Source organism: Mesorhizobium sp. M0910 (assembly GCF_040319465.1).
Taxonomy (GTDB): Bacteria; Pseudomonadota; Alphaproteobacteria; order Rhizobiales; family Rhizobiaceae; genus Mesorhizobium.
This window is the reverse complement of sequence record NZ_JAMYNZ010000022.1, coordinates 1-26,392: the sequence shown is the minus strand read 5'-3', so window position 1 is coordinate 26,392 and position 26,392 is coordinate 1. Positions and strand designations below refer to the sequence as shown.

At 60.7% G+C, this 26,392-nt stretch carries 25 protein-coding genes and 1 pseudogene; 13 read left to right on the top strand and 13 right to left on the bottom strand.

Going from position 1 to position 26,392, the window contains the following annotated elements; all coding sequences use genetic code 11:
- Positions 1-95: 95 nt before the first annotated feature.
- The 10 genes from NKH78_RS30440 to NKH78_RS30395 all read right to left on the bottom strand — a co-directional run bounded on the left by NKH78_RS30440 (position 96) and on the right by NKH78_RS30395 (position 10,542).
- Positions 96-1,007 carry an ABC transporter permease gene (locus NKH78_RS30440; RefSeq protein WP_352740977.1) on the bottom strand — a complete coding sequence of 304 codons (912 nt, stop codon included), beginning with the start codon at positions 1,005-1,007 and terminating at the stop codon, positions 96-98.
- Positions 1,004-2,104, bottom strand: a complete 1,101-nt coding sequence (locus NKH78_RS30435; RefSeq protein ID WP_352691291.1) for an ABC transporter permease — start codon at positions 2,102-2,104, stop codon at positions 1,004-1,006. The genes NKH78_RS30440 and NKH78_RS30435 overlap by 4 nt, the downstream gene beginning before the upstream one ends.
- Positions 2,101-3,624 carry an ABC transporter ATP-binding protein gene (locus NKH78_RS30430; RefSeq protein WP_352779192.1) on the bottom strand — a complete coding sequence of 508 codons (1,524 nt, stop codon included), beginning with the start codon at positions 3,622-3,624 and terminating at the stop codon, positions 2,101-2,103. Before NKH78_RS30430 ends, NKH78_RS30435 begins: the two co-directional genes overlap by 4 nt.
- A 2-nt stretch (positions 3,625-3,626) precedes the next feature.
- On the bottom strand, positions 3,627-4,721 hold the full coding sequence (locus tag NKH78_RS30425) for a BMP family ABC transporter substrate-binding protein (RefSeq protein WP_352704845.1): 1,095 nt from the start codon (positions 4,719-4,721) through the stop codon (positions 3,627-3,629).
- A gap of 27 nt (positions 4,722-4,748) precedes the next feature.
- Positions 4,749-6,128, bottom strand: coding sequence for an amidohydrolase (locus tag NKH78_RS30420; RefSeq protein ID WP_352704690.1), 1,380 nt, complete (start codon positions 6,126-6,128; stop codon positions 4,749-4,751).
- 1 nt (position 6,129) lies between these two features.
- The gene (locus NKH78_RS30415) at positions 6,130-6,789 is read right to left on the bottom strand and encodes a glutathione S-transferase family protein (RefSeq protein ID WP_254819361.1); all 660 of its coding nucleotides are present in this window, start codon (positions 6,787-6,789) and stop codon (positions 6,130-6,132) included.
- The gene (locus tag NKH78_RS30410) at positions 6,786-7,631 is read right to left on the bottom strand and encodes an aromatic ring-hydroxylating dioxygenase subunit alpha (protein WP_352704694.1); all 846 of its coding nucleotides are present in this window, start codon (positions 7,629-7,631) and stop codon (positions 6,786-6,788) included. Before NKH78_RS30410 ends, NKH78_RS30415 begins: the two co-directional genes overlap by 4 nt.
- The gene (locus tag NKH78_RS30405) at positions 7,628-8,278 is read right to left on the bottom strand and encodes an aromatic ring-hydroxylating oxygenase subunit alpha (RefSeq protein WP_352704696.1); all 651 of its coding nucleotides are present in this window, start codon (positions 8,276-8,278) and stop codon (positions 7,628-7,630) included. Before NKH78_RS30405 ends, NKH78_RS30410 begins: the two co-directional genes overlap by 4 nt.
- 142 nt (positions 8,279-8,420) lie before the next feature.
- Positions 8,421-8,690 carry an acylphosphatase gene (locus NKH78_RS30400; protein ID WP_254819364.1) on the bottom strand — a complete coding sequence of 90 codons (270 nt, stop codon included), beginning with the start codon at positions 8,688-8,690 and terminating at the stop codon, positions 8,421-8,423.
- Between the two features lie 817 nt (positions 8,691-9,507).
- A complete protein-coding gene (locus NKH78_RS30395; RefSeq protein WP_352704847.1) occupies positions 9,508-10,542 on the bottom strand; it encodes a LacI family DNA-binding transcriptional regulator in 1,035 nt (344 codons plus the stop codon).
- A 167-nt stretch (positions 10,543-10,709) separates the two neighbouring features.
- On the opposite strand from NKH78_RS30395, the gene NKH78_RS30390 reads away from it, so the two are divergent.
- From NKH78_RS30390 to NKH78_RS30340, 11 genes are all read left to right on the top strand, one after another.
- On the top strand, positions 10,710-11,756 hold the full coding sequence (locus tag NKH78_RS30390; RefSeq protein WP_352740937.1) for a sterol desaturase family protein: 1,047 nt from the start codon (positions 10,710-10,712) through the stop codon (positions 11,754-11,756).
- A 91-nt stretch (positions 11,757-11,847) separates the two neighbouring features.
- Positions 11,848-12,813, top strand: coding sequence for a sugar ABC transporter substrate-binding protein (locus NKH78_RS30385; RefSeq protein ID WP_352509023.1), 966 nt, complete (start codon positions 11,848-11,850; stop codon positions 12,811-12,813).
- A 134-nt stretch (positions 12,814-12,947) separates the two neighbouring features.
- On the top strand, positions 12,948-13,958 hold the full coding sequence (locus NKH78_RS30380) for an ABC transporter permease (RefSeq protein WP_352884965.1): 1,011 nt from the start codon (positions 12,948-12,950) through the stop codon (positions 13,956-13,958).
- A gap of 9 nt (positions 13,959-13,967) precedes the next feature.
- Positions 13,968-14,990, top strand: coding sequence for an ABC transporter permease (locus tag NKH78_RS30375; RefSeq protein WP_352704698.1), 1,023 nt, complete (start codon positions 13,968-13,970; stop codon positions 14,988-14,990).
- A 58-nt stretch (positions 14,991-15,048) separates the two neighbouring features.
- A complete protein-coding gene (locus tag NKH78_RS30370; protein ID WP_287219718.1) occupies positions 15,049-15,843 on the top strand; it encodes an ATP-binding cassette domain-containing protein in 795 nt (264 codons plus the stop codon).
- A 138-nt stretch (positions 15,844-15,981) separates the two neighbouring features.
- On the top strand, positions 15,982-16,986 hold the full coding sequence (locus tag NKH78_RS30365; RefSeq protein ID WP_352740930.1) for a Gfo/Idh/MocA family oxidoreductase: 1,005 nt from the start codon (positions 15,982-15,984) through the stop codon (positions 16,984-16,986).
- Positions 16,983-17,942 carry a sugar phosphate isomerase/epimerase family protein gene (locus NKH78_RS30360; protein WP_352704702.1) on the top strand — a complete coding sequence of 320 codons (960 nt, stop codon included), beginning with the start codon at positions 16,983-16,985 and terminating at the stop codon, positions 17,940-17,942. The genes NKH78_RS30365 and NKH78_RS30360 overlap by 4 nt, the downstream gene beginning before the upstream one ends.
- An 11-nt stretch (positions 17,943-17,953) precedes the next feature.
- The gene (locus NKH78_RS30355; RefSeq protein WP_352704704.1) at positions 17,954-18,259 is read left to right on the top strand and encodes a MocE family 2Fe-2S type ferredoxin; all 306 of its coding nucleotides are present in this window, start codon (positions 17,954-17,956) and stop codon (positions 18,257-18,259) included.
- Between the two features lie 142 nt (positions 18,260-18,401).
- Positions 18,402-19,226 (top strand): 3-methyl-2-oxobutanoate hydroxymethyltransferase, encoded by an 825-nt coding sequence (locus tag NKH78_RS30350; protein ID WP_352704706.1) that lies wholly within the window; start codon positions 18,402-18,404, stop codon positions 19,224-19,226.
- Positions 19,227-19,231: 5 nt separating this feature from the next.
- Positions 19,232-19,582: a MurR/RpiR family transcriptional regulator gene (locus NKH78_RS30345; RefSeq protein WP_352704708.1), complete on the top strand. Its 351-nt coding sequence runs from the start codon at positions 19,232-19,234 to the stop codon at positions 19,580-19,582.
- A gap of 7 nt (positions 19,583-19,589) precedes the next feature.
- A complete protein-coding gene (locus NKH78_RS30340) occupies positions 19,590-20,066 on the top strand; it encodes an MBL fold metallo-hydrolase (RefSeq protein ID WP_352823976.1) in 477 nt (158 codons plus the stop codon).
- Positions 20,067-20,222: 156 nt separating this feature from the next.
- Here NKH78_RS30340 and NKH78_RS30335 read toward each other — a convergent pair whose 3' ends face one another.
- The gene (locus NKH78_RS30335; RefSeq protein ID WP_352884955.1) at positions 20,223-21,092 is read right to left on the bottom strand and encodes a LysR family transcriptional regulator; all 870 of its coding nucleotides are present in this window, start codon (positions 21,090-21,092) and stop codon (positions 20,223-20,225) included.
- 235 nt (positions 21,093-21,327) lie between these two features.
- On the opposite strand from NKH78_RS30335, the gene NKH78_RS30330 reads away from it, so the two are divergent.
- Together NKH78_RS30330 and NKH78_RS30325 are read left to right on the top strand one after the other, a co-directional pair.
- Positions 21,328-21,483, top strand: a complete 156-nt coding sequence (locus NKH78_RS30330; RefSeq protein WP_352740934.1) for a YjiS-like domain-containing protein — start codon at positions 21,328-21,330, stop codon at positions 21,481-21,483.
- Positions 21,484-21,493: 10 nt separating this feature from the next.
- Positions 21,494-22,477 carry an aldo/keto reductase gene (locus tag NKH78_RS30325; protein ID WP_352509032.1) on the top strand — a complete coding sequence of 328 codons (984 nt, stop codon included), beginning with the start codon at positions 21,494-21,496 and terminating at the stop codon, positions 22,475-22,477.
- 160 nt (positions 22,478-22,637) lie between these two features.
- Here the strand turns inward: NKH78_RS30325 and NKH78_RS30320 are convergent, their stop codons facing one another.
- Both NKH78_RS30320 and NKH78_RS30315 read right to left on the bottom strand, forming a co-directional pair.
- Positions 22,638-24,572 (bottom strand): calcium-binding protein, encoded by a 1,935-nt coding sequence (locus NKH78_RS30320; protein WP_352884953.1) that lies wholly within the window; start codon positions 24,570-24,572, stop codon positions 22,638-22,640.
- A 1,097-nt stretch (positions 24,573-25,669) separates the two neighbouring features.
- A pseudogene (locus tag NKH78_RS30315) lies at positions 25,670-26,392 on the bottom strand (calcium-binding protein); the annotation flags it as partial.

Sequence of the window (26,392 nt, the reverse complement as noted above, 5' to 3'; positions counted from 1 at the left end):
ACGAGAGCGGCCGAGTAGGCGCGCTGGATGGCTTGAGAGCGCGGGCGCAATCCACCATTCTTCACGGGATCCTTGATGGGCCGTACCAAGCGACACTATCGTTCGAAAGGTTCTCCCAGCGAAGCCACGCCGTTGAGCTTGAGCAGACGGCGGTTCGAAGAGATGATGCCGAGCACGATCACGGTCACGAGATAAGGCAAGCTCGATAGAAGTTGCGAGGAAACGTCCAGCCCTGTCGCCTGGGCCGCGAGGCTTGCGAGGGACACGGCGCCGAAGAGGCACGCACCGAGGAAGATACGGCTGGCAAGCCAAGTGCCGAAGACGACGAGCGCAATCGCAATCCAGCCGCGCCCTGCGATCATGCCATCGGCCCAGAGCGGAGTGTAGACCACGGATGCGTAGGCACCGGCGAAACCTGCCAACGCGCCGCCGAAGGCGACCGCGGCGAACCGCACGGCGATCACCGGATAGCCGAGCGCACGGGCCGCCTTGGGGTTCTCGCCGACGGCGCGGACGACGAGGCCTGTTTTGGTGTAGGCGAACATCGCCCAGATGGCGACGGTCGCGGCAAGCGAAAGCCACACGACAACGTCTTGGGCGAACAAGCCGCCGATCACCGGGATATCCGAAAGCCCGGGCAATGAAAGCTTCGGAAGCCCCTTAACCGTGAGGCTCTCATAGCTCTTGCCGAACAGCGCCGAGAGGCCTTGGCCGAGGATGCCTATGGCAAGGCCTACCGCAACCTGGTTTGCGCGAAATCCCAGCGCGATGACGGCAAAGACCAGGGAAAGAGCCGCGCTGGCGAGGCCCGCGGCGAGGAAACCGAGGAGATGCCCGCCGCCTTGATAGACGATAATGAAGGCGATGACGGCGCCGAGGGCCATCAGTCCCTCCACCCCGAGATTGAGGACGCCGGCCCGCTCGGCCACCAGTTCGCCGAGCGCCGCCAGGAGAAACGGCGTAGCCGCCGCCAACATCTCGGCGATGATGAACTCGACGGCGTTCATGACGTGCTTCCGTGGGCGGCATGGCGCCATTCGAGCCGGTAGCGGACGAAGGCAATGGCGACGAGATATGCGAGCAGCAGGCTGCCCTGGAAAACCCTGACCGCAGCGACCGGCAGATTTGCCGAGACCATGGCGTTATCGCCGCCGATATAGAGGGCCGCCATGAGCAACGCGGAAAAGGTGATGCCGACCGGGTGAAGGCCACCGAGATAGGCCACGATGATGGCGGCATAGCCGTAGCCGGTCGAGATGGAGCGCTGCAGCTGGCCGAGCGGCCCGGCCACCTCGGCCGCTCCGGCGAGGCCTGCCGCGAAACCGCCGATGAGCAGGGAAAGCCAGATCGCCCGTCCTTCGTTGAAGCCGGCGTATCCGGCCGCGCGTGGCGCGAGGCCGCCGACCTGCAGCTTGAAGCCGGCGAAACTCCTCTGCATGAAGATCCAGGCCGCAAGGGAGAACGCGCAGGCGATAAGCAGCGAGACGTTGACGCGGGTGCCGGGGATCAGGATCGGCACCATCGCGTCGGACTGGAACATCACCGACTGCGGGAAGTTGAAGCCGTTTGGGTCCTTCCAGGGGCCGAGAAGCAGGTAGTTGAGCAGTTGCGCGGCAACGAGCGCCAGCATGAGCGATACCAGAATCTCGTTTGCATTGAGCTTCACGCGCCAGAAGGCCGTGAGCGACGCCCACAGAGCGCCGCCCAGCGCACCGATGACAAGCATGGAGGGCCAGATCCATTGGCCCGTTGCCTCTGGGAACCAGATGGGAATGGCCGATGCGAAAATCGCGCCGAGGATGAACTGGCCCTCGGCGCCGATGTTGAAGACCTTTGCGCGAAAGCCGATCGCGAGCCCCTGCGCGATCAGCAGTAGCGGCGCGGTCTTAAGCAGGACTTCCGAGAAAGAGGTCCAAGACAGGAAGGGCTCCAGAAGCATCGCGTGGAAAACGGCTACCGGATCGCGGCCCATAAGGAGGTAGAGCCCGAGATTGAGAAGCGTCGCCAAGGCGAGCGCGACGGGCGGGGCGATCAGTTTGACGGGAAGCGAGGCATGCTCCCGGCGAACCAGAACGGGAAGGAGCGGCGCGGACAGAGCGCTCATGCAGGGACCTTTTTAGCCGTCGAATGCGCGCCGATCATGTAGCGGCCGATCTCCTCGGGTCTCGTGTCGCGCGTCACCAGCGGCGGGCTCAGCCGGCCTTGATGGATCACCTGGATCGAATCGCAGAGTTCGAACAGCTCCTCCAGTTCCTCTGAGATGACGAGGATACCCATGCCTTCGTTGCGCAGGGCAATGAGGCGCCGGCGGATGGCGGACGCGGCGCCGATGTCGACGCCCCAGGTGGGTTGCGCCACGAACAGCAATTGCGGGGACAGCATGATCTCTCGACCGACGATGAACTTTTGCAGATTGCCGCCCGAAAGCGCGCCGGCCTCCGCTTCCGAACCGGGCGTGCGCACGTCGTATTGCCGGATGCAGTCCTCGGTGAAAGCCTTCACCTGGTTCGTGTCGACGAGGCCGCGTTTCAACAGGCCGAACGGATGGGCGGTCAGAAGGCTGTTGAGGACGAGCGACATTTCCGGCACCGCGCCGCGGCCAAGCCGTTCCTCGGGAACGAAGGCGAAGCCCAGTCGGCGGCGGGCGGCCGCGTCGAGCGCGCCGACATCCTTTCCCATCATATAGATACGGTCGGACTGTTCGCGCGGCAGCACCGTTTCGCCTGAAATCAACGCTGCGAGTTCACTCTGCCCGTTGCCCGATATGCCCGCGATCCCGAGGATCTCGCCGGCCCGGACCGTCAGGCTGACGTCGGAAAGCGCCACCGCGAAGGGATCGTCCGGCCGATGGTCGAGGCCGACGATTTCGAGGCGCTTTTCGCCGCCGGAATGCGCAAGCGCCGGCATGGGCTGCGGCATGTCGCGGCCGATCATCATCCGGGCAAGGTCGTGCGCGTCGTGGTCGCGCGGGTCCACGCGGCCGGTGATGCGCCCGCCGCGCAGGATGGTCGCGCGGTCGCAGACCGCGCGGATCTCCTCCAGCTTGTGCGAGATGAACAGGATGGAGACGCCGCGGTCGCGCAGCCGCCGTAATGTCTCGAATAGCTTGTCCACCGATTGCGGGGGCAGGACGGAGGTCGGTTCATCGAGGATCAGGAGTTGGGGTTCGGTCATCAGGCAGCGGATGATTTCCACCCGCTGCCGCTCTCCGACAGAGAGCGCGTGCACATGAGCGAGCGGATCGACTTCGAGTCCGAACTCGCGGCCGAGCATGCGGATGCGATCCGCAAGATCCGATTTGCCCCTGGGCACGACCAGCCGGATGTTCTCCACCACCGTCAGCGTCTCGAACAAGGAGAAATGCTGGAAGACCATGCCGATCCCCTTGCGCCTCGCATCCGCCGGGGAAGCGAGGGCCAGGGGTTCCCCTTTCCAGGTCGCCATTCCGGCGTCCGGCTGCTCGACGCCATAGATCAGCTTCATCAGCGTCGACTTGCCCGCTCCGTTTTCCCCGAGGATCGCATGGATCGAGCACGGAGCCACATCCAGATCGATGTCTCTATTGGCATGGATTTGGCCGTAGCTCTTGGAGATGCCGCGCAGCGACAGGAGCGGGGTGGTCATGGTTACTTGGGCAGCGGCGTGGTGACACCCTTGACGTGCCAGTCCATTGCGACGATCTCGGCATCGGTCATCGTTTTGCCGGCGGGGACTCCCTCGCTGCCGTCGGCCTTGGCGAACGGACCGGCAAAGGGCGAGAAGCTGCCGCCGGCGATCTTGGCTTCAACCTCTTTGATCCTGTTCATCATGTCGGCCGGGATACCCGGGTTCCAGTCAACGACCTCTACAACCTTGTCGCCGACACCTAGGAAAGCGTTGACGCCCTTGAACTTACCGGCGAGGTGGGCGTCGACCGAGGCTTTGAAGAAGGGTGACCAATCGGTCGCCACGCAGCCTAGATAGGCTTTAGGCGCATATTTCTTCATCGACGAATTGAGGTTGAAGGCAGGGACGCCGGCCTCCTCGCAGGCCGACACGACGGAGGGCGTGTCCTGCGCGTTGGAGAAGATTACGTCGCATTTCTGCGCCAGCAGCGCCTTGGCGGCTTCCTGCTCCTTGGCCGGATCGAACCAGGAGTTCACCCATACGACCGAAACCTCGACATCGGGTTTCACTGCTTGCGCGCCCAGCGTGAAGGCATTGATGGAGGTGATCAGTTCGGGAATGGCGAAGGCGGAGACCGAGCCGAGCTTGCCGGTCTTTGACAGCGCGGCGGCCGCCATGCCCATCAGGTAGGTACCCTGGAAATATTGGGCCGCGAAGGGCGAGAAGTTCGGCGCTACCTGGAAACCGGAAGCATGCAGCACGGTGACGTCGGGGTTACGGCGCGCGATCTGCAGGGCACCGTTCTGGTAGCCGAAGGAGCCGGCGATCAGGAACTTGTTCCCGTCGGCGACCACCTTGTTCATGATGCGGTCGGCATCCGGTCCTTCCTGTATATTCTCGATGATGGTGACCTTCACCTTGTCGCCGTAGGCTGCCTTCACCGGCTCGAGCCCGTCGGCGAGCGCACGGCCCCAGCCGACATCGCCGACCGGCGACGGGACCACGAGCACGATGCCCAGAGGTTCGTCGGCAGCAAGCGCGCGGCCACCCACCGCTGCGACGAGGCCGGAGGCGGCCGCGCCCTTCATCAATGTTCTGCGGGTAAGATTTGTCAGCATGTAGGTTCCCCTTGTTTTCGGTTTCTAGAATTCCACGGTCGCGAGCGCCGCCTCGGCTTCAGCGAACAGCTGCGCCTCGTCGAGCCCCGGGAACTCGCCCTTGGCCCAGACGATGCGGCCGTTGATCATGGTCATGTCGGTCGGCATCCCGATGCCCACCTTGGCAAGCAGGCTCAGCGGATCGTGCCGCGTGCCGACATAGTCCATGCGCCGCGTGTCGATGGCGAAAAGGTCGGCAGCCATGCCAGGCGTCAGCCTGCCGATGTCGCCGCGCCCGAGCAGCGCCGCGCCCCCGGTCGTCGCATAACCGAGAAAATCGGCCGGCGGCGGAACGGGATGGTCGCGTGTCGATGCCGACAGACATTGCAGCATGTAGGCGGAATGGATGCAGTGCATCAGGTTGGAATTGTCGTTCGAGGCTGCACCGTCGCAACCTAGTCCTATGCTGAGGCCGAAGGCCGACATCGCCGGGATATCGGTGATTTCGGCGCCGACGAGATAGACCGGCTCAGGGCAATGCGAAACGCCGGTGCCGCTTGAGGCCATCTTGCGCAGCTCGTCGTGGGTTAGCTCCCAGCAATGGGCATAGAAGGCATCCGGCCCGCAGAAGCCGATCTCCGCGCAGTAATCCACCGTCCGCATGCCGTGACGGTCCTCGATGACCGGGCTTTCGCCCTCGCCGACATGGGTATGCATACGCACCCCGCGATCACGCGCTAGCGCCACCGATTCCACGAAGGTCTCGCGATAGCAGTTGACTGGCTGGCAGGGCGCGACGGCCACCTGGCGCATGCTGAAAGGACCGGCATCATGATAGGCGTCGATCAGCCGGGCGCAATCGGCGATGAACTCGTCCGTCGTCTCCAGCATGGCATCGGGGATGGTCGAGCCTTTCGATTTCGGTAGCGTGTTGCCGCCGCGTCCGGCATGGAAGCGCATACCGAGGAGTTCGGCTGCTTCGAACTGCCGGTCGACCAGCCGCTTGCCGGCCTTCCACGGAAAGCAATACTGATGGTCGAATGCGGTCGTGCAACCGTGCTTTATCAGCTCGGCCATCGCCGTGACCGAAGCGTGGTAGAAGCATTCCTCGGTCAGCCGCGAGAAAATGGGATAGATGCGGTCGAGCCATTCGATGACCGACAACTTCGTCCAGTCCAGATCGGCGCGGTTGCGCACGAAGCATTGAAAGAAGTGATGATGGGTGTTGACGAGGCCGGGATAGACGAACCAGCCGGCGGCGTCCTGCGTGACGGTCCCGACGGGCAACTCTCCCTTGTCGAGGCCTTCGCCGATGGCCCGTATCGCCGGGCCGTCGGTCAAGACATCGACATTGCGCCGGATGTCCGGACCGTTGCCCTCGTCCACGATGACCGCTGCGCAGTTCTTCAGCAAGTGGCCCGCCAAGTCACGCCTCGCCGGCTTCGAGGACGGGCTCGGGCTTCAGTTCGTGCAGCCGGTGGATACCGGGCATCTCGATGAAGCCCTCGAGACTGCGGATCGCCCGCGACCAGAGCCGGATCGCGGGATAGGGGTCGAGCGAAACGCCGCCGTCCGGCGCCAGCGCCACATAAGGAAAGCAGGCGACGTCCGCGATCGTCGGCCTGTCCGACGCGAGGAAGCGCTGGCCGCGGATATGCTGTTCGACGAGGCCGGCTTCCAGCTCCCGCAGGGCCGCTATCCCCTGCCCATGAAGGGTGGCGATATCGCCCGGACGCAGCAGCATCTCGTGCAAGCGCGCCGCCCCCAGGCTGCCGGTCAGCCGATGCGAGAAGGAAAGCCATTGCTGGACGCGTGCCGCCTGCAGAGCAGTATCGTTGCCCAGCCATTGCGGTGCGGCCTTCGCGGCAAGATAGACCAGCATGGCCGAGGATTCGGTCAGGACGAGGTCGCCATCCTCCAGGATCGGGATCGAACCCGCCGGATTGAGCGCCATGAGTTCGGGACCGCGATGCTCGGCGCCGGGATGGAAATCGACGGGGCGGATGTCAAGCTTCACCCCGGTCAGCGCCGCCATCAGGCGCGCCTTGTAGCAACTCGGGGACAGCACGTAGTCGTAGAGCTTCATTGCGCCACCAGTTGCGCGCCGTAGGTGTAGCCGTGGCGTTTCAGCCAGCGCCGGTAGGCAACCGATGTCAGGTCCGCCCTTGTGGGGATCTCCATGCCCGGATCGAGCGGCAGCAGCCTCGGGATCTGGTTTTCGAGAATCGACCGGTCCTGAAGGAAGATCGTCTGCTGGAAATGGATCAGGTCTGCCATCGATGTTTCGTCGTCGAACAACGCCATCCACGGCCAGACGTCGCACAGGTCTTCGGCAAGCGGCTGCACGAAAAGCGTGATGACGTCCCATTCACCCGGGCGCGGCGGGCAGGTCTTGTAGAGGATCGAGCAGGTCGGCGCAGGCACGCGATACATGTATTCGGTGGTTATGCCGCCTTCCGCCGACTTGGCGGCCTGCGGCTGGTAGAACTTCACCTGGGTCGCCCAAACCTCGTCTTCGTCCTCCCGTATCTCGACCTTGTAGTTCGGGACTTCCGTGTGCGGTTCGGCCCCCAATATGTCCGTATGCACGAAGGGGAAATGCGCAATGTCCAGGAAGTTCTCCACCGCGCGCAGCGGCGAGCAGCGCACGCGCACAACCCCGACATCGACGAGCCGGCGGCCGGGCTGATCAGCCTCGGGGATGGCAAAGAGCGCCTTTTGCGGGTCGCCGAGCGACGACCAGACATGGCCGTAGCGGATGCAGACCGGCAGGGCACGTCCGTTGCTGCCCGTAACCTTCGCGTTTCCGTCTGCGCCGAGCCTCACCCCGATCGGCTCGCCCATGAGCGCCGTCTGGCGCTCATGCGTGTCAAGCCGGCCGGCAAGGCCGACCGGATACCATTGGTCGATCATCGCGTTGCGGGTCATTGGGCGACGCCACTGCGCAGAATATCCTCGGCCGTCCGCCGTAGCGTCTCGGCTGCCCTCGACGCAGCGATACGCTTGGCCGGACCAGTGCCTTCGTCGACCAGAACATGCATCAGCGTCCGCGCTTTCCCCTGGGGGGTGAGCAGCAGCCGTAGGGTCTGGGCATTTTGCGCGTAGTCGAGCAGGCCTCCGTCGGCCTTCGTACCGGCGGCCGCCTCCAGCGCGGCAATGCCCGCCTCTACTATCATGGAGCGAAGAGGGGCCAGGCCGTCGAACCGCGGCGGCCGAGCGGTGGGTTCGCCTACGGAAATCCATATGATTCCGCCGCTGTCCTCGACGGGCTGTGTTGCGACACCAATCGTTTCCGGCGGCGTCAGGCCCGGATGGGCCGGAATGCGCAAGCAGTTTCCGGCTTGGGCATAGCTCCAACCGTGATAGATGCAGGACAGGGCCTCACCGCGCACGAAACCACGGGAAAGGCGCATGCCGCGATGAGGGCATCTGTCCGCGAAGGCCGCCGCGCGGCCGGACCGGCTTCGCCAAAGGGCAATCGGTCCGACCGGGGTTTGCGCCGGCATTACGGTTCCCGCTGGCAAGTCCGCGGAGAGGGCAACTGGCATCCATGGGCCGGACGGATAGGGCAGCATGCATCAACCTTCGAAAGACATCGACCCATCTTCCCAAATGCAGATTCGCGGTCAAGACATGACGATCAGCCCGATCACGTTTGCACAATATTTTCGCACTGGCAACAATGCCCAAAAAAGAGGCAGAGGCCCTGGTCCCAACCTAGCCTGATTCGTTCTCTATCGGCGTCCGACGAATGGCCTCGACCCAGACATCGATTGGTCCAAGAGAGCACCCCATCTCCATCATATCGACCAGTTCCGCGGGACCGGCAACGTCGAGTTCGATCCGGTCGGCACCGGCAACGAATATTGCCGGCGCGAGGCCGAGCTTGGCGGCATGACGCTCGATCCATGGAAGAAAGGATGCCGCTTTGACATCGCCGAGGATTGTCATGCGCTCGCGCGTAAAACGTCGATCTTGCTCGTTCATGAAGGACCCTAGCAACGAAATTGATATACAGATACGTCGTATCCAATCACGTGGCTAAGGGCGTGAAAAGGCGGGCGGATCTTTCGCCGACAAGGACGCTCGTCATCCTCGCCGACCGGTCAAGACCGGTCGCTGCCGTCCCGATGCTCCTTGGTAAGCGACAGACCTTTGACGGGCCATGTCCGGTAGCCCGTCATCGAGGGATCGGTTCGGAACTGCGTCGCAAGATCGGTCATCCGGCTCCAGGACTTTCCTAAAAGCGTATTTTCGGGAAACCAAGCCAGACGGCACCTGCGGAATAGTGGCGCCGGGGTCGCGGAACCATACGGAACGATGCGCGAAGATTTCTGATTTATACGAAAGGAGTACAATTCATTGAGGTCGGCCAGGAACCACCGACGGCTGGCGGTTGGCCAACTCCTGAAGGGCTCACGCAAAGGGCTGTATCGATGGCCACAGCGTTGGTTGTTCAAAGCGCTGCAGCCGGGATTGCTCGGCGCCGGAGATGGCGCGCAGCTCTTCGTGGATGATGCGAAGCAGGCATTTGGTGTGGCCAATTTCAAAGCGTCCGGTGGGGGCGGAACGATACGAGACAATACGGGAAACTCTCTGATTTAGGCCCACGAAAAAGCCAATAAAATCAATAGTTCGAGGACGTCCTCCAACAGTGCGCGACAGTGACCGTCCTACCAATAATGAATGGTGCCTTTAAATTGTTCATGCAGTCTCGACGAGGTTCGGAACCAGCGATCGGCAGCCTTGGCCGGACTAGCCCGATCCGCAAAGCACCGCTTGAATCATCGCCGAGATAAAAGCGTCAGATGTTTTCCGGCGTGACTATTTCAAAAGGTATAGACCGCTGAAGGGTCGCGACCGGTGCTTGCGGTCCAATCACGTCAATCATCGTCTGCACAAGGAGAGCCGAGGTCGCCTCGAGTGGATGACAAAGAGCTGCAGTGATCATTCCCTCGGACAAGCCTTTTCGCGTATCGGGGCCAATGTCACGGCAAACCAGCTTGATGCCCGCCCGCCTTTCGGCAGGGATCTCTCGAAGCGCACGGAGCACTCCAGTTATTCCGCCGCCCACGATCAGAATTCCTACGAGATCATCAGTCGTCTTCAGGAGTTCGGCCACCATACGGTAAGCCTCGCTCGATTCCTCATGAGTAGGGCGACTTTCTTCCACTGTGAGCCGCGGAGCGTGTTCGCGCAAATACGAACGGAAGCTGGCATCTGAAACGTCTTGGCATTGATATCGGTGATTTCCTATGAAAACCGCAATGCGACCCGGACCTTGGGTGGTTTGCGCAATCAAGAATGCCGCCGTACGCCCCAGCTTCCAGTTGTCTGTGCCCACGTAGGCCGCTCTTTCCGGCGCGGATTGGTCGGTAATGTAAGCAACAACGGGCTTCCCAATTTCCTTCAGTGAACGGATGGCCTGTCCTATGATAGGGTGATCTGGTGCGATCACCGCGACTGCGTCGCAGGTGTTGCCGAGCGCGATAAGGCGGCTAGAGATAGTCTCCGGCGTCAGTAGATCCACAAACTCGACGATGGCCTCGACCACCTCATCGCGACGATCGCGACAGGCTGCGATGATTTTCTTCCCGAACAGTTGGTAGAGTTCACGGGTCGATTGCTGCAACAGGAAACCCAATCGATGATGCGGCGATATTTTCTTGGCACGGTCGTCGATCGCTCCGATCCCATAGAAGCCGATTTCTTCGGCTGCTCTTTGTACGCGTTGAACAGTCTTTGGGCGAACCGAGACAGTGCCGCTGAGGATTCTGTTCACGGTCGCTACGGATACGCCGGCGGCTTGAGCGAGGTCGCGAATCGTAGGCCGCCTCATTAATCCTCCCAATGCTGTATCATCATGATTGCCACTAAATGATACGAATGCGATCTCCATACTATTTTTGTATTCCGATGATATCAAGCCTCCGATATGAATCGCCTCCGCACTAGAGCCCGAACTGGTTCAAGGCCGATTGGATGGTCGGTCGGGAGGCTGTTAAGATGGATGACCTTCAGTATGGAATGCGCGACAAACGCGGAAACTGGGTCCCGCACCGCCGCGCCGAGCCGGTGCCGATCTGGCATCGCCCGTTCAACGCCAAAAAGGTACTAGCCTGGATTCCCGAGTTTCTTTGGCCTTGGAACGCGTTCCACATGGCCACGGCAATCATCTGGGTCAACTTGCTCATCCCGAGCTGGGACAGCCTGGCAAGCTTTTCGCTGCTCAACTACCTTTGGCTTTACGGGCTGAACGCGGGGGGCATTTTTCTCTTCTACGGATTCTTTGAGCTGCGCTATTACATCCAGCGCAAGCAAGAGACGCGCTTCAAGTATAATCCGAAATTCCCCTCCGACGCGCCGTCCGACGTCTTCTGGTTTCAGAGCCAGAATATCGACAATTTCAGCCGGTCGTTTTTCATCACCATACCGCTGTGGACCGTGGTCGAAATCGTGATGCTATGGGCATACGCGAACAGCTGGGCCGTCTGGCTGCCGTGGACGACGCATTGGCTGTACCTGTCGTTCCTCGTCATCATCGCTCCGGCTGTGCACGAAGTGTACTTCTTCTTCCTGCACCGCGCGATCCACTGGCCGCCCCTCTACAAATGGGTTCATTCGGTTCACCACAACTCGATCAACCCCAGTCCGTGGTCGTCGCTGTCCATGCATCCGGTCGAGGGGTTCCTCTACCATGCCGAGGCCTGGCTGCACCTGCTGATCCCATCCAACCCGGTCTGCGCGTACTTCACGCTGCATGGGGCCGGCTTCGGCGCGGTGAATGGCCATCTTGGGTTTGAAACCTTCGAACTCACCGACAAGGTCAAGCTCGATAGCCATTCCTACGTCCACTACCTGCACCACAAGTATTTCGAGGTGAACTACGGCGGTGACGGTCTGGTCCCTCTCGATAAGCTTTTCGGCACTTGGCACGACGGTAGCAAAGAAGCTGACCAGGCTATGAAGGCGCGCTTCCGCAAGAAGAAGGAAAAGCTCCGCGCCAAGCAGGAAGCCTCCGACGGCAGGGCCTCTGACATGCCGGCAGAGTAATCAACCGCCGCTGTTTCGTGTGCCCAGAGGAGGGGGCGGATCAGCCATGTTTTTTTCAAACCCGCGGGGCGGGTAAACCGGGAGGAAGACTATGAAGCTTTTCAAGATACTTGTGTCCACAGCAGTGCTGGCTGCGTACAGCACCAGCAGCACGCTCGCCGCCGACATCTTCGTTATCGGCGGCAAGCCGGACGATCCATTCTGGTCAATCGTCAAGCGTGGTGCCGAAGACGCCGGTAAGGTGGTCGAAGCTCAAGGTGGTAAAGTCACCTGGCTCGGGCCGCAGAACTACGACAATCTGGGTGTGGACGCGGCCGAACTGATCCGCCAAGCCATCGACCAGAAGGCCGACGCCATTGTCGGTCCGGACTGGGTGCCGGAAGCCATGGATCCGGCGTTCAAGGCGGTTGTGGACGCTGGCATTCCGCTTGTTATCTACAATGCCGGCGGTTTGCAGGCGGCTGATCGCCTCGGCGCTATGAACTATGTCGGCTCGGACGATTACAAAGGTGGCGTCGCCGGCGGCGAGTATCTCGCTAAGGCCGGCAACAAGAAAGGCGTCTGCATCAACACACTGCCGGGTGCGGCCAATATCGAGGCCTACTGTGGTGGCTTTAGGGAAGGGATGAAGAATGGCGGCGGCGAGGCCGATGTGTTGCCGTTGCCAGCTACCTCCTTCGGCTCGGCAACAGCAGTGGCGCAGGCGGTGAAGGCCTATCTGCTGCAGCATCAAGCCGTGACCGCGGTGTTCACCATCGGCAATGTCGACGCCAATTCGGCCATGAACGGTATTACCCAGGCCGGCAAGGCCGGGCAGGTTCAACTCTGCGGCATCAACTTTGACGAGACCATCCTGAACAACATCAAGGATGGAAAACAGGCCTGCGCGATCGACCAGCAGGGCTACTGGCAAGGCTATCTCGCCGTCTCAATCTTGAATGGCAAGGTAAACTACGGGCTGACTGTGCCGACGCGCGAGATCCTCACCGGTCCTGGTATCATCGACAAGAACACTGTCGAGCTGACCATTGCGGGCGTGAAGGCCGGCGCGCGCTAGGTGTCCTTACGGCCGCCCGCCGTGTGAGGCGGGCGGCCAGTGCATTCTACTTCCATAGCGACCGCAATTTTTGGCGCTCGATAACTCGCGGATTACCCATGACGGCACATCCCGTGACATCCACCCCAACGCCGATGGCAAATCGCGGCCGTTCTGGACTGGCCCCAGGTCGTCTGGCACGGCGGCCCGAGACGGGCTCGTTCCTGGGCATGGTCGCAGTCTTTTTGTTCTTCGCCATATTCGGAGGCAGTGGCTTTTTGTCAGCAGCCGGTACGGCCAGTTGGCTGAGCATCGCCTCCGAGATCGGCATCATCGCTCTGCCGATAGGGCTGCTGATGATCGCTGGTGAGCTGGACATTTCGGTCGGCGCCGTGATTCCCGCGGCCTCTCTAACGGCCGCGATCATATCCGGCTACTATGGCCTGCCTGATTGGCTCGGCATCACGGCCGCCCTTGGGCTCGGTCTCGCCATCGGCTTAATCAACGGCGTGTTCGTCACGCGAACCGCGATCCCGTCCCTGATAATCACAATAGGAACGATGTTCGGCACAATGGGCCTGACGCTGGGCCTTACTGTGATGATCGCCGGCAGCACCGGTGTCTCGCTGGTACCCGACGAACTCACGAAGATGCTTCTCGGCCAATATCTCGGGGGCATGTTCCAAGTGACGATTATCTGGTGGCTCGTCTACATCGCCGCCCTTCTCTGGCTCCTCCACATCTCGCCCGTGGGCAACTGGATCTATGCACTCGGGGGCGACAAGGAGAGCGCGCGCAACGCGGGCATCCCCACCAAGCGGCTTACCATCGGTCTATTCATGCTTTCGGGGTTTTCCGCCGCGTTCGTCGGAGTCAGCCAGGTGATGGTCTACCAGAGCGCTCAGGTTCTGGCTGGGCAGTCCTTCATCTTCAATTCGATCATGTGCGTAGTCATCGGAGGCGTTCTGCTTACCGGCGGATTTGGCTCTGTCGTAGGTATCGTGTTCGGCACGATCACCTTCTCTATCGTAAACCAGGGCATCTACTTCACGAGTATCGATCCCAACATGGGAAGCGTCATCATCGGCGCGCTTCTCCTGATCGCCGTACTCACCAACGACACCTTTCGGCAGCTGGCGCTCAGCTACTCATCGAAGAAGGCTTGAGGGACCGCCATGACTGAGGCAATCAAATCCTTGTTGCGCCGCCCGGAAGCAGGCTCGATCCTCAGCCTGATCGGGGTGGTGCTGTTCTTCGTATTTTTCGGTGGCGTGGACCTGGGCACACTCCTTGGGGCGGCGAGTTGGGTGAACTTCGCCGCCAATCTCGGCATTGTCGCCATTCCGGTCGGTCTGCTGATGATCTCGGGTGAACTCGACATCTCCATCGGCGCATTGATTCCCGCGGGCTCTATGACCACCGCCATCCTTAGCGGCTACTATGACCTGCCCATCGCGGTGGGCATGGCCGGCGCCCTGGCGGTCGGTGTGGCGGTCGGCCTTGTCAATGGTTTGCTGACGATCCGCACCTCGGTGCCTTCGTTGATCATTACGCTCGCCACCCTGGTTGCGATGCAGGGCTTGGTGCTCAGTGGGTCCGTGTTGCTAACTGGCAACGCTAGCGTTGCCGTCACCGCGCCCGAATGGGCCAAATTCCTGTTCGGACAGCTTATCGGTGGAAGCCACCAGGTCATCATCGTCTGGTGGGTGGTGTTCGCTGTCATCATTGGCTTCGTGCTGCACAAGACCCGCTTTGGCAACTGGCTGTTTGCAATGGGCGGCGATCGCGTCAGCGCCCGCAATGCAGGCATTCCGACAAGCCGCATGACCATCGCACTGTTCGTGCTGTCCGCCGTCAGCGCCACATTCGTTGGCATGTGCCAGGCGATCCTGTTCAACTCGGCCCAGGTTTCCGGCGGAATGAACTTCATCTTCAACGCGATCGTGTCCGTGGTGGTCGGCGGCGTGCTGCTCACGGGAGGGTTCGGCTCGGTCATCGGCATCTTCGTCGGTACCATCACGTTCGCCATTGTCAGCCAGGGCATCTACTTCACCCAGATCGACCGGAACTGGTCGAACCTGATCATCGGCGTGATGCTTTTGACGGCGGTGCTGATGAATCAGGCATTCCGGGAACTGGCTCTGTCTTACCGGCGAGGTTCAAAACAAAGCGTGCCGAGGGCACCCATACAGCACTGAGCGATGCGGCTGCAGTTGCGATCAGCGACTGCTTGGAAGAACGAAAGATGCGATAATTATGAGCGAAAAACCTGCCATTCTCGAACTGAAAAATGTCAACAAGTCTTTCGGCCCGATCGACGTGTTGCATAACATCTCGCTGCAAATTCGCCGGGGTGAGGTCTTGTGTCTCCTCGGCGACAACGGCGCAGGAAAGTCCACTCTCATCAAGGTGTTGGCAGGCGTCCACAAGCCGACCAGCGGCGAGATACTGATGGACGGAAAGGCGGTCAGCTTCGACCGTCCGAGCGCTGCGCAGGAGCGGGGCATTGCCACCGTGCACCAGTTCGGCGGAACGTTCCCCTTAATGAGCATCGGCCGCTCCTTCTTCGTTGGGTTGGAGCCGACAAAGGGTTGGGGTCCGTTCAAGATCTACGACCGCAAGCGCGCCAACGAGATCGCGGTGAAAGCGGTGCGGGATTTCGGCATCACGCGTATCGACGACGGTGACCGGCTTGTTGGTGGCCTGTCAGGCGGGGAACGCCAGTCTTTGGCCATTGCCCGCGCCGTGCATTTCGGCGCTCGCGTTCTGATCCTCGATGAGCCGACAGCAGCGCTCGGCGTCAAGCAGGCAGCTCACGTGCTGCGCATCGTCAATGAAGCCAAGCGGCGCGGTCTCGCGGTCGTCTTCATCACCCACCAGGTGATGCACGCGATGGCGGTGGGAGACCATTTCGCCGTCCTCATTCGCGGTGCGATCGCCGCCGATTTCCGGAAGCGCGAGAAAACCCGCGAGGAGATCACCGATCTGATGGCCGGCGGTGAAACCATGGCTGACCTCGAGGCGGAAATCGAACATGAATTGCATGCATGATCACAATGAAAATGCGCCGCCTCTCGAGCTGGATGGGCGGGCGGCCCGATCGTTTTCCTCGGGAAACCTCTGCCTTCGACCGGCCCTGATGACCCTTGGCGCCACCAGCCTCTTCACGTCGAACAAAGCAGAAGAAATATGACAATACGGATTGCGGTGATCGGTGCCGGTGTCATGGGCGCCGACCACGCCAGGATAGTGGCGGAAGACCTTCCCGGAGCAAGCCTTCAGCTGGTGTGCGACATGGATGAGGCGCGTGCCCGCACTGTTGCCGACACCTTTGGTGCGCTCGACGTCTCCACCGATCCAGAAGGCGTTGCCGCGCGGAAGGACGTGGACGCAATCATCGTGGCGAGTCCCGATGCCACGCATGCGCCGCTGTCGAAAGCTTGTATTGCCGCCGGCAAGCGTGTGTTGTGCGAAAAGCCCCTCTCCCAAGCGTCCGCTAACTGTATCGCGGTGATGGAGGCAGAACAGAAGTCGGGCGCGAAATTCGTCCAGCTTGGTTTCATGCGGCGCTACGATCGCTCCTACGAAGAGATTAAGCGGGCGCTCGCAGACGGCCGCCTTGGCCGGCCCCTGATGATGCACAATTTTCACCGGAATGTCGAAACGCCGGCTGCAGATTTCACCGGCGCAATGGCTATCACCAATTCGGCTCCACACGAGTTCGATGTCGTGCGCTATGTGCTCTCGACGGAATATGCGTCGATTTCGGCCTTCCAGCCGAAGCGCTCAGATGCCCGGGTCGCGCCTGTCTTCATGGTGCTGGAGACGGTCGATGGCCAACTCGTCAACATCGAGATCAACAACAATGCCGCCTATGGTTACGATGTCCGTGCCGAGCTGATCGGCGAGCGGGGCACCGTTGCGATGAACAACGTCGCCTACACTCGCATCGATTCTGCGCTTACACAGAGCACGAGCTACGACTCCGACTGGCGGACCCGCTATGCCGATGCCTACCGTCGGCAGAACCGCGACTTCCTACGCTTCGTCATGACTGGTGAGTTCCCCGCAACCGCAGCGAATTGCTGGGACGGTTATTGCGCCGCCATCGTTGCCGAGGCGGGCGTGAAGGCGCTGCATGAGGGCCGCCGCGTACCTGTTCAAATGATCGCAAAGCCGGAGTTTTACGCGTGAAGCTGGGTTTCGTTTCAGACAGCCTCAGCAACCTGCCCTTCGAAACGATGCTGGATCATGCGAAGCGCATGGGTGTCTCCGGCGTCGAGGTAAACACCTGTGGCTGGTCCACGGCACCGCATTTTCGGCTTTCGTCCATGCTGGGCAACAAAGAAGGCCAGAAACGTTTCGTTGGAGCATTCGAGGAGCGTGGGCTTGAGATCATCTGCCTCAACGCAAATGGCAATCCGCTCCACCCAACCGACCCGGCCCAGGGCGAAGGGCTGAGAGACACAATCCGTGTCGCTGGCGAACTTGGCATCCGTACCGTCTGCACCATGAGCGGGCTCCCGGCCGGCAATGCTACCGACACGATACCTAACTGGATCGTCTCGTCCTGGCCTCCGGAAACGCAGACCATCCTGAAATACCAGTGGGAAGAGAAATTGATCCCGTTCTGGACCGAGATCGTCGCGCTTGCGAACGCGAACGGCGTCGAGCGCATTGCGCTGGAGCTCCATGGCAACCAGTGCGTCTACAACGTACCCTCGCTTTTGAAACTACGGCAGGCGGTCGGACCGATCATCGGCACCAATCTGGACCCTTCCCACCTGTTCTGGATGGGTGCCGATCCGCTTGTGGCCGCCCAGGCGCTCGGCGAGGCCGTTTATCACGTTCATGCCAAGGACACGATGCTCAACGCACCGGTGCAGGCGACGACATCTCTGCTCGAGAATGGCAGCCTGATGGATCTTCCGGCCCGGTCATGGAGCTACATCACGCTTGGCTTCGGCCACGGGGAGGAGTGGTGGCGGCAATTCTGCTATCGCCTCAAGATGGCCGGCTATGACGGCTGGCTTTCCATCGAGCATGAAGACGTCCTCCTGAACTCTCTGGAGGGACTCGAAAAGTCCGTGGCGCTGCTGCAGGGGGTCATGCCGTCCGCCCCCGCCGATTACAAACCGCAAGCCATCTGAAGGAAGATTCCATGCCTTGGATCGACGCCTGTGCCGCCGACATCGAAGCCGAGGAAGCCAGGCGCTTCGATCATGGCGGTCGCACCTTTGCGATCTTTCGAAATGACGGGGACGAATATTTCTGCACCGACGGGCTTTGCACGCACGAGAGTATTCATCTCGCTGACGGCCTCGTCATGGGGAATACAGTGGAGTGCCCTAAACACGCATCCGTCTTCGACTTCACGACCGGCGACGTAGAGACCCCGCCCGCTTGCGAGAATCTCAAGACGTACAAGACGAAGGTCGAAAATGGCCGCGTCATGATCGAGATCTGAGCCATATGGACCAGCCGTTCCAGCTTGCAGCCTGCGCCGAGATGCTCTGGCGCGACCGCCCGATTACTTGGCGCCCCGAAATGAATTGGCCATTCATCGCCAAGGCGCTGTTTGACGGCCTGATCCCCTGCGGAGGCTGATTATGGGCATGTATCACAACCGTCCTCATGTCGAGGACATCCGCAAGATGAAGAAGAGCGGACAGAAAATCTCCATGCTCTTCGTCAGCACGCCGGATGAGGCGGCTGCCGCAGCCGCTGCCGGCATCCATATGCTCTCCATCGAAGGTCGATATTTCGATCCGGAAATGCGCCAAGCAGCCGGCGATTGTTTCGTACAAGTCGGTTTGCCATATGGCAGCTATGGGAGTTTCGCGGGCCGCCCGCTCGCAACAGCGGAGGACTATCTGCGTGCAGCGTTCCACTTTGCCGGCACAGGCGGCGACGCCTTTTATTGTGCGGCGTCATACGACATCCAGAAGACGTTATGCGACAACTACATTCCTGTCGTTGGCCATATCGGCCTAGTGCCGTCTTATATCACCTGGACGGGTTGGCGCGCAGTCGGCAAGACCGCGGACGAAGCAGTGCGCATTTGGCGGCACACCCAAAAGCTGGAGCAAATAGGAGTCTTCGGCGCGGAGCTGGAAGTCGTCCCAGATCGCGTCGCGAAATTCCTCACCGAAAACTCCTCGCTTGTCATGCTAGGCATGGGCGCTGGCAAATATGCCGATGCGCAGTACCTCTTCACAGAAGACGTTTGCGGTTACGGCAAGAACCATCAGCCGCGACACGGAAAAGTTTATCGAAACCTTGGCCCTGAGCTGGAGAAGATTCAGGACGAGCGCGTCGCTGCCTTTAAGGACTACAAGGCAGACGTCGATTCAGGCAGATATCCCGGTTACGAGCACACGGTTCCGATTGTGGATGCCGAGTTCGATATCTTCATGAAGATAGTTAAAGGTTGAGAACTATGTCTGTGGGCTCATCTTATCCCTCACGGACATGCGGTCGACAGCGCGTATCAGTTGACAACCGCCGAGCGCCATCGCTTGACGAGCTCAAAGCGCTGATTGCCAAAAGGGAACTGACACTTCCGGAGAAGTCGGAGGCTGTCGCCCGGGTGATATTTGCGGAGCCGGATTACGTGGCTTTCGAAAATGCCGCCGCAATCGCGCGCCGATGCCATGTATCTCCCGCGACCGTGTCCCGACTTGCATCGCGTCTCGGGTTTGGGTCGTTTGTGGAAATGCAGAGCTGCTTCCGAAATCATATACTGCTTCGATTCAAACTTCAGGAAGAATACGTGAAGGCGAACTGCTGAGGATCATGTGCACGGACTTTTGACCCCCGACGGCCGAGTGCTCTTTCCAAACTTGACGGCGATCGTAATTCCCGAGGCGGCTGTTGGGAGCTTTTTCGCTTACGCGCACCTTGCGCAGTTCCGGCCCCTGCTGAAGCCTGTCCAGAATGGCGACCTGGTGGGTGAGCGATTGAGGGCGGTCGCCCTGCCGGGTCATGCTCCCGGTCATACCGGCTACGCGTTCGACACGGACGAGGACCGTTTCCTATTCTTCGGGGACGTCGTTCATGTGCCGGCCTTGCAGTTCGGCAATCCCGCGTTCAGTTGGGGCTATGACGACGATCAGCCGACGGCGCGCGCAACCCGCCTAAATGTTTTCAGTGACGCGGCCAAGGCGGGGACGTGGATCGCCGGCGCGCACCTTGGCTGGCCGGGCATCGGTCGCGTGGTGCGTAAGGGCGAAGCATACGGCTATGAGCCGGCAGGAGGACGAGTGACCGGATAGGCGGCCCGGTACTGATTGGTACCGCTCTCTTCGCCCAAGGCAAGGATCTCGACGAGCAGCGCGCCTCACTCCGCCGTCCTCAACGGCGGCGGCACATCGTCCGGCCCACAAAATATCTGATTCTTGATCCACTGGCGGCCGATCGACGCCTGAGGCTTACCGGATCGGCGTCTCGCCGCGAAACAGCGGCTGGTGCGCCCGCATCAAGGCGGCAATCCGCTCGGCGACTTTTCGTACCGGCGGCGAGTGACGTTCCTCGTGATGGGTGACGATCCATTGGTCGGTTTCGAGCTCGGGGATAGGCTGAGCGACGCGAACCAGCCGCGGATCGCTGTCAGCGACGAAGCACGGAAAGACCGAAAGGCCGGCGCCGGCGGCCACCAGTTCACGCACCGCATGGGTGTTGTTGCCGCGTACGGCGATGCGGTCGCCGTGATGGGCTTGCAGCCAGCGCGCCGATGCAACGTTTGCGCCTTCGCCGGTGACGCCGACGAACAATCCAGCGGCGATGCCGTTGATCAGGTGACGTCCGGAATAAATGGCGTGAGCGACTTTGCCGCTCTGACGGCCGGCCAGCCACTGCTCGGTCGGACGCTCGCTGCGGATGCCGATGTCGGCGGCACGGCGGCCGATGTCGACCCGCTCGGTCGTGGTGACAAGCTCCACCCTTATGCCGTCGTCGACCGTCCAGATCTCGCCGATATGGGCGGAAATGAAAGCCGAGGTCCATGGCCCGGCCGAGACGCGGACAATGCGGTCGGGCAGGTTTCCCTCGCGCCAGCGGGTCAGCGACTGCATTGCTGCCTCGACGTCTTCGGCGCGCCGCAGCAGTTCTTCGCCGACCGGGGTCAGCCGGTAGCCGGTCTGCTGGCGCACGAACAGAGGTTCGCCGATCTGCTTTTCCAGCGCGGTGACGCGTCGTCCAAGGGTGGCTGCGCTGAGGCGCGTGGTTCCCGTCGCTGCGCTCAAGCCACCCAGCCGCGCAACGTCGAGAAACAACCTCAGATCGTCCCAGCCGATATCCATTTTGCAGAAATGAAAAACTCCTTGCGACCGTGGCTGTAGCGCGAAGCGGGCATCATGCGCAAGTATGCAGGCGTTGGGCGCGTTGGACAATCTTGCTTGGCGGGACAGTGACAAGCGCCTCGGCTGGCTAAGAAGCCACCGCAATCTTTTCGATCGCGCATGCGCTTCGCGCCGATGCTTTGCGCTTTCGACCAACCCAAGCGCGCGGGCATTCTCCACGCCAAAGGAGACGATCATGTTGGATGAACTTCGACACCGTTTCACCCGCTGGCTTGCCTATCGCCAGACGCTTGCGAGCTTGAGGCGGGCCCCAGACAGCACACTTGCGGATGCTGGCATTTCTCGCGAAGAGATCCGCGAGCATGCCCGTCACGCCAGCGTGCGTCGTTGAGGAACCGGGCATGCAGATGATTGAGCTTTGGGATGGCCGCTCGGTACCGGGCATTGGCATCGGCACCTGGGCGGCGGGTGGCCCCGCGCGTTGGCGTGACACGGCGACAACCTATGGCGAGGTCGATGACATCAGGTCGCAAGCCGCGCTGGCGATGGCCTATGAGATCGGCGCGCGGGTGTTCGACACGGCGGCCGCCTATGGCGCCGGCAATGCCGAACTGATCCTCGGGCGAGCGTTGAAGGGTAAGGACGAAGCCGTCATCGTCACCAAGGTCGGCTATTTCGGCGATCCCGAAACGCGCAAGATTGCTCCCGAGGATGCCTCTGCCGCAGCGATCCGGACATCGATCGACAATTCGCGGCAGCGCCTGCAGCGCGATTGTATCGACGTCGCGCTGCTACATATCAATGAGTATCCGATCGAGCGCGCCGGCGAGGTGTTCGATACGCTCGGCCTGTTGCGCCAGGAGGGCAAGATCGGCGGCTTCGGCTGGAGCACCGATCACCGCGAACGGCTTGCCGCCTACGCGCCGCGCGAGGGCTTCGTCGCCGTAGAGAACGACTTCAATGTGTTTACCCCGGCGAACGGGCTGATGGCCGTTGCGGCGCGCGAGAACCTCGTCTCGTTCAGCCGGCTGCCGCTGGCAATGGGGTTGCTCACCGGCAAATACACGCCGGCCATGCGGCTGCCCACCAACGATGTGCGCGGCGGCAATGCCGAATGGATGGTATTTTTCAGGGATGGCGCCGCCAACCCGCACTATCTGTCAAGGCTCTCGGCAATCCGCGACCTGCTCACGTCGGGCGGACGCACGCTTGCGCAGGGCGCGCTCGGCTGGATCCTCGCCAAGTCGGCAATCGCGCTGCCGGTTCCCGGCTTCACGCGGCCCGAGCAGGTCGAGGACAATCTCGGTGCGCTGGAAAAAGGGCCGCTGCCGGCAGCGGTGATGGCCGAGATCGACGCCGTGCTGAAAATTGCCGAGACTGCTTAGGGTGTGGCGGCGCCGAAATTCGCATTGGCGATATGCCGGCCAACTCCGATCTGTCTGATGTCAGCCGATATCGTATCTTCCTTGATCAAGCTTCCGTGGCGCAATTGAACAAGGACGGAGCGGCGGACACGCTCGAGTTGAAGGTCCGCCGCTCCGGTTTTCAGATCAAAGAGTGATGCTGCAACGGGAGATGGGTGGCGAGCTGCGCTTGAGCTGAGCCGCCGACCGCGTCGCTGTCGAGAGAGAGCGACCCGGTTGAGCTGTCAAAGATGATGTGGTGGGAACCATCATCCGTGGCCGTACCAGCAGGAGACGCATGCAATGAAAGCCCGCTCGACTTAAGCTCGGTAAGAGCGGCTTGATCGAGGTGGAGCTTGTCCTGAAGCTTGCTGAAGTCGAAGGCATCGTTGCCTCCGTGACCCGACATGATCTCGGCGGCGGCGCCGTTCTTTGCCTGGGCCCCGACATTTTCACCGCTCTGGACGGTCTGGGCGAACCCATGGCCGGTCAGGTTGGTTGCGGTTCTGTCGGAGTGATTGTTGGGGGCGAGAAACTCCGAGCCGGCAGAAAGAGCATGGCTCAACACAGCCAGCACCCGGTCAACGCCGCTGCCCAAATCCTCCATCTTGTTGCCGCCAGTGTCGACATGGGAGGTGTCGTTGCCGCTATGGCCCGCCATTTTGTCGGTGCTTGCACTTGCATGGGAGGCATCACTGGTGGCTTTTCCGTGACTGGCCGTGCGGTGGGAAGTCGCAGCTCCAGCAGAATTACTATCGCTAGTGCTGGCGTCGGAAGGGGCGATGGCGGTAGCAGTCGCAGTAGAAGTGCCATGGCTGGTCTTGGAGTCGGAGGCGGCCACAGTAGAGCTATTATCGGCAGCGGTGGCAGTGGAAGGCACAGTTGCAGTGGAACTGCTATCGCCCGTCGCGGCTTCGGAAGAGGCCGCGGCAGTCGAACTGGTATTGCCGGCGTCGTCGGAAGCGGCAGTTACGGTCGAACTGCCATCGCCGGTGGCGTCATGGGAAGGGGCAGTCGCAGTCGAACTGCTATCGCTGGCGGTGGCGTCGGAAGGGGCCGTGGCAGTCGAACTGATATCGCCGGTGGCGGCGTCGGAAGCGGCAGTTACAGTCGAACTGCTATCGCCGGTGGCGTCATGGGAAGAGGCAGTCGCAGTCGAACTGCTATCGCTGGCGGTGGCGTCATGGGAAGGGGCAGTCGCAGTCGAAGTGTTGTCGCCGGTGGCGTCATGGGATGGGGCAGTCACAGTCGAACTGCTATCGCTGGCGGCGGCATCGGAAGGGGGTGTCGCGGCAGCGCTGCCGTCGCTGGTGTCGGAAGGTTCGGCCCCGGTGGTAGCGAGGTTGTGCTCCCGGAAAACGGCTTGCAATTCGGAGGAGCTTTCAAGCGCGGTGTCGCCGTTCTGCGTTCCCCATTTGTAGGTGTAGTCGAAGCCGGGCGTCGGAACCAATGCGGCCCAATGATCGATCATGGTTTGCATCTGTTCGGGGGTGGGCATGACATGTCTTCCGCCATCGGAAGTCTCCCAGTTACCGCCGCCAAAGGCCTGGTAGACCGGAACGATGTTGTTAGCCGGGATGCCCGACTTCACCGCTGCAGCCACGGCTCGATCGATCATGTCGTAATCGACCGTGTCCGTTCCCGTGCGCACCGGATAGGGGTCTATTCCGAAATAGTCGATATGCGTGTTGGCCGGATTGTAGGTGTTCGTAAAATCCGGATTGGTCGGGGACCCCATGTTCATCATGGTGATGAAGGTCTTGGCGCCTGGAAAATGCTCATGGATCCAGTCGGATTCCGCCTTCAGGTTCTCAGCGGTTGCGTAGGTGCCCCACCTGCCGGTGGGATCGGGCTCGTCAACAAGATAGAACCCAAACACATTCGGATTGCCGAGGAAGGGGGTCATTTTCTCGATGAAGGATGAGGTTACGCCCTCGTGCTCATTCAGATACACTAGGCCCTTCATGCCATCCGGCAATGCGTCGACCTGGCTAGCATATTGAACATCGGCCAGATTGAAGCCAGCGTTTGCGATTTCGGTGGCGGAACCACCCGAGGTGTAGTGCAGAGTTGCCATCCAGTAATCCTTTTTCTCGTTCGATAGCGCCCGAGGCCTACCTACTAGAGGGTGTATATTAGCGCCAAATCACATAAAGACACTAGTTGATAAAATCATTGAGCGTTTGTAGGAATGCTGCATTAATTGTGGCTTTTTTTGATAAAAGCGGGCTGTACACAAGAAACTTATCGATTTTCTCAGGTCACAATCCCGGCGGAATCGCGACTTTATTTTGAAATAGCTGTGGCTTTGCAGCTTATGACGTTTAAATTACGGGAAATTACATTCTTGTTTGTTTTTGATTTATCAATTTACCTTACGAGATGAAAATCAGACAGACGTTAACCACAAGAGCCAAGCCGCTCCGCGGTCTCACTGCCGCAAGCAATTAGTTGTGGACAATTCGTAGGCATCTGCGCGCTCAGCGGGCGGCAGATCTCCGTGATCGAGATCAGTCAATGTAGGAAGCCGCTCAAGGTGAGAATAGGGGCGGTTCCCAGTTGGAGCGCCTACCGCACTCGCCCATGACGAAGACTTAAGCGACATCAAAGCGGTTCGGCCCACGTTTACAAGCGAGCGACAACTGCGGAATGACTGCCGGGTTCGCGGTGCCTGGTTCCTGCTCTCGCGCTCAAGTAATTGGCAGTCCCGATTTATCGATCGTGATCTGCGAAGGGGCGGTTTGTGAAGCCATGGCCGCTATTGCGCAGCGGATCTGATAGCGGCCCAGGGATCTGATACTCGATACCGGGCTCAGATGGGATCTGACCGTGCGTTGCCGACAAGAATCGAATAAGAGTAAAGAAACGAGAAAGTGCACACCGGATTACTCGCGAAGCCGTTTTGCTTCGTCGTCATGCAGGGTGCGATGAGCTTCTCTTTCACTGAGATGCACTAAGTCCGTTCAAGACACGGAAGCGGGCCGCGAACCGCGCCGAGTAAACTCGGTGGCGGGCAGATTCAAGCCACCCTTCAATGATACCCTGCTAGCGAACCCGCTGGTGACGAAGGTTGAGTATAAGCCCGAATGGGCACCCGCTTTGGAAAAATCCGGTGCTTGAACAAAGACGGAGCGGCGGACCGGCTCGAGCAGAAGGTCCGCCGTTCCGGGTCGTTCAGATCACAAGAAACGAACCTGCTGCAAGCGACAGACCTGGAGAGAGCGTGGCGAACTGTATTTGAGCTGCGCCACCGATCCCGTCGCTGTCGAAAGAGAGTGCTCCGGTTGAGTTGTTGTAGATGATATGATCGGAGCTATCATGTGCGGCCGCACCCGCAAAGAAAGCATCGGATGAAAGGCCTCCCAGCTTAAGCCCGGCAAAAACCGCGTCGTCGAGCTGGATCTTGTCCTGAAGCTTGTTGAAGTCGGTGATCCTGTCGACATTGCCGGCTCCAAGAGCGCTGTTGAACATGAAGGCATCATTGCCTCCGTTACCGGTCAAGACGTCGGCACCGCCGCCACCATTGATGATGTTCGCGCCGGCGTTGCCTTGGATGGTCTGGGCAAAGGTGTTGCCTGTCAGGTTGATTGCTGACGTACCGGATGGGCTGGTGGTGGCGAGAAGCTCGATCTGTGAACTGGCCGAAAGCGCATGGCTCACAGCAGCGAACACCCTGTCGGTACCGCCGCCGACCGCCTCGTAAACTCTGTCGCCGGCATTGTCCACATAGTAGGTATCGTTGCCGCCATAGCCGACCATCGTATCAGCGCCACCGCCGCCATTAATGACATTGGCGCCGGCGTTGCCCCCGATGCTCTGGGCGAACTCATTGCCGGTGAGGTTGATTGCCGATGTGCCTGACGGGTTGGTGGCAAGAAGCTCAATCTGCGAGCCGGC

Excerpts from the sequence above, each read along its gene's own strand:
- NKH78_RS30370 (WP_287219718.1), top strand. The coding sequence starts at position 15,049 with ATGAGCGAAAAACCTGCCATTCTCGAACTGAAAAATGTCAACAAGTCT.
- NKH78_RS30375 (WP_352704698.1), top strand. The coding sequence starts at position 13,968 with ATGACTGAGGCAATCAAATCCTTGTTGCGCCGCCCGGAAGCAGGCTCG.
- NKH78_RS30440 (WP_352740977.1), bottom strand. The coding sequence starts at position 1,007 with ATGAACGCCGTCGAGTTCATCATCGCCGAGATGTTGGCGGCGGCTACG.
- NKH78_RS30320 (WP_352884953.1), bottom strand. The coding sequence starts at position 24,572 with ATGGCAACTCTGCACTACACCTCGGGTGGTTCCGCCACCGAAATCGCA.
- NKH78_RS30380 (WP_352884965.1), top strand. The coding sequence starts at position 12,948 with ATGGCAAATCGCGGCCGTTCTGGACTGGCCCCAGGTCGTCTGGCACGG.
- NKH78_RS30430 (WP_352779192.1), bottom strand. The coding sequence starts at position 3,624 with ATGACCACCCCGCTCCTGTCGCTGCGCGGCATCTCCAAGAGCTACGGC.
- NKH78_RS30385 (WP_352509023.1), top strand. The coding sequence starts at position 11,848 with ATGAAGCTTTTCAAGATACTTGTGTCCACAGCAGTGCTGGCTGCGTAC.
- NKH78_RS30365 (WP_352740930.1), top strand. The coding sequence starts at position 15,982 with ATGACAATACGGATTGCGGTGATCGGTGCCGGTGTCATGGGCGCCGAC.
- NKH78_RS30415 (WP_254819361.1), bottom strand. The coding sequence starts at position 6,789 with ATGAAGCTCTACGACTACGTGCTGTCCCCGAGTTGCTACAAGGCGCGC.
- NKH78_RS30405 (WP_352704696.1), bottom strand. The coding sequence starts at position 8,278 with ATGCTGCCCTATCCGTCCGGCCCATGGATGCCAGTTGCCCTCTCCGCG.
- NKH78_RS30410 (WP_352704694.1), bottom strand. The coding sequence starts at position 7,631 with ATGACCCGCAACGCGATGATCGACCAATGGTATCCGGTCGGCCTTGCC.
- NKH78_RS30355 (WP_352704704.1), top strand. The coding sequence starts at position 17,954 with ATGCCTTGGATCGACGCCTGTGCCGCCGACATCGAAGCCGAGGAAGCC.
- NKH78_RS30435 (WP_352691291.1), bottom strand. The coding sequence starts at position 2,104 with ATGAGCGCTCTGTCCGCGCCGCTCCTTCCCGTTCTGGTTCGCCGGGAG.
- NKH78_RS30330 (WP_352740934.1), top strand. The coding sequence starts at position 21,328 with ATGTTGGATGAACTTCGACACCGTTTCACCCGCTGGCTTGCCTATCGC.
- NKH78_RS30345 (WP_352704708.1), top strand. The coding sequence starts at position 19,232 with ATGTCTGTGGGCTCATCTTATCCCTCACGGACATGCGGTCGACAGCGC.
- NKH78_RS30395 (WP_352704847.1), bottom strand. The coding sequence starts at position 10,542 with ATGAGGCGGCCTACGATTCGCGACCTCGCTCAAGCCGCCGGCGTATCC.
- NKH78_RS30335 (WP_352884955.1), bottom strand. The coding sequence starts at position 21,092 with ATGGATATCGGCTGGGACGATCTGAGGTTGTTTCTCGACGTTGCGCGG.
- NKH78_RS30390 (WP_352740937.1), top strand. The coding sequence starts at position 10,710 with ATGGATGACCTTCAGTATGGAATGCGCGACAAACGCGGAAACTGGGTC.
- NKH78_RS30350 (WP_352704706.1), top strand. The coding sequence starts at position 18,402 with ATGGGCATGTATCACAACCGTCCTCATGTCGAGGACATCCGCAAGATG.
- NKH78_RS30400 (WP_254819364.1), bottom strand. The coding sequence starts at position 8,690 with ATGAACGAGCAAGATCGACGTTTTACGCGCGAGCGCATGACAATCCTC.
- NKH78_RS30325 (WP_352509032.1), top strand. The coding sequence starts at position 21,494 with ATGCAGATGATTGAGCTTTGGGATGGCCGCTCGGTACCGGGCATTGGC.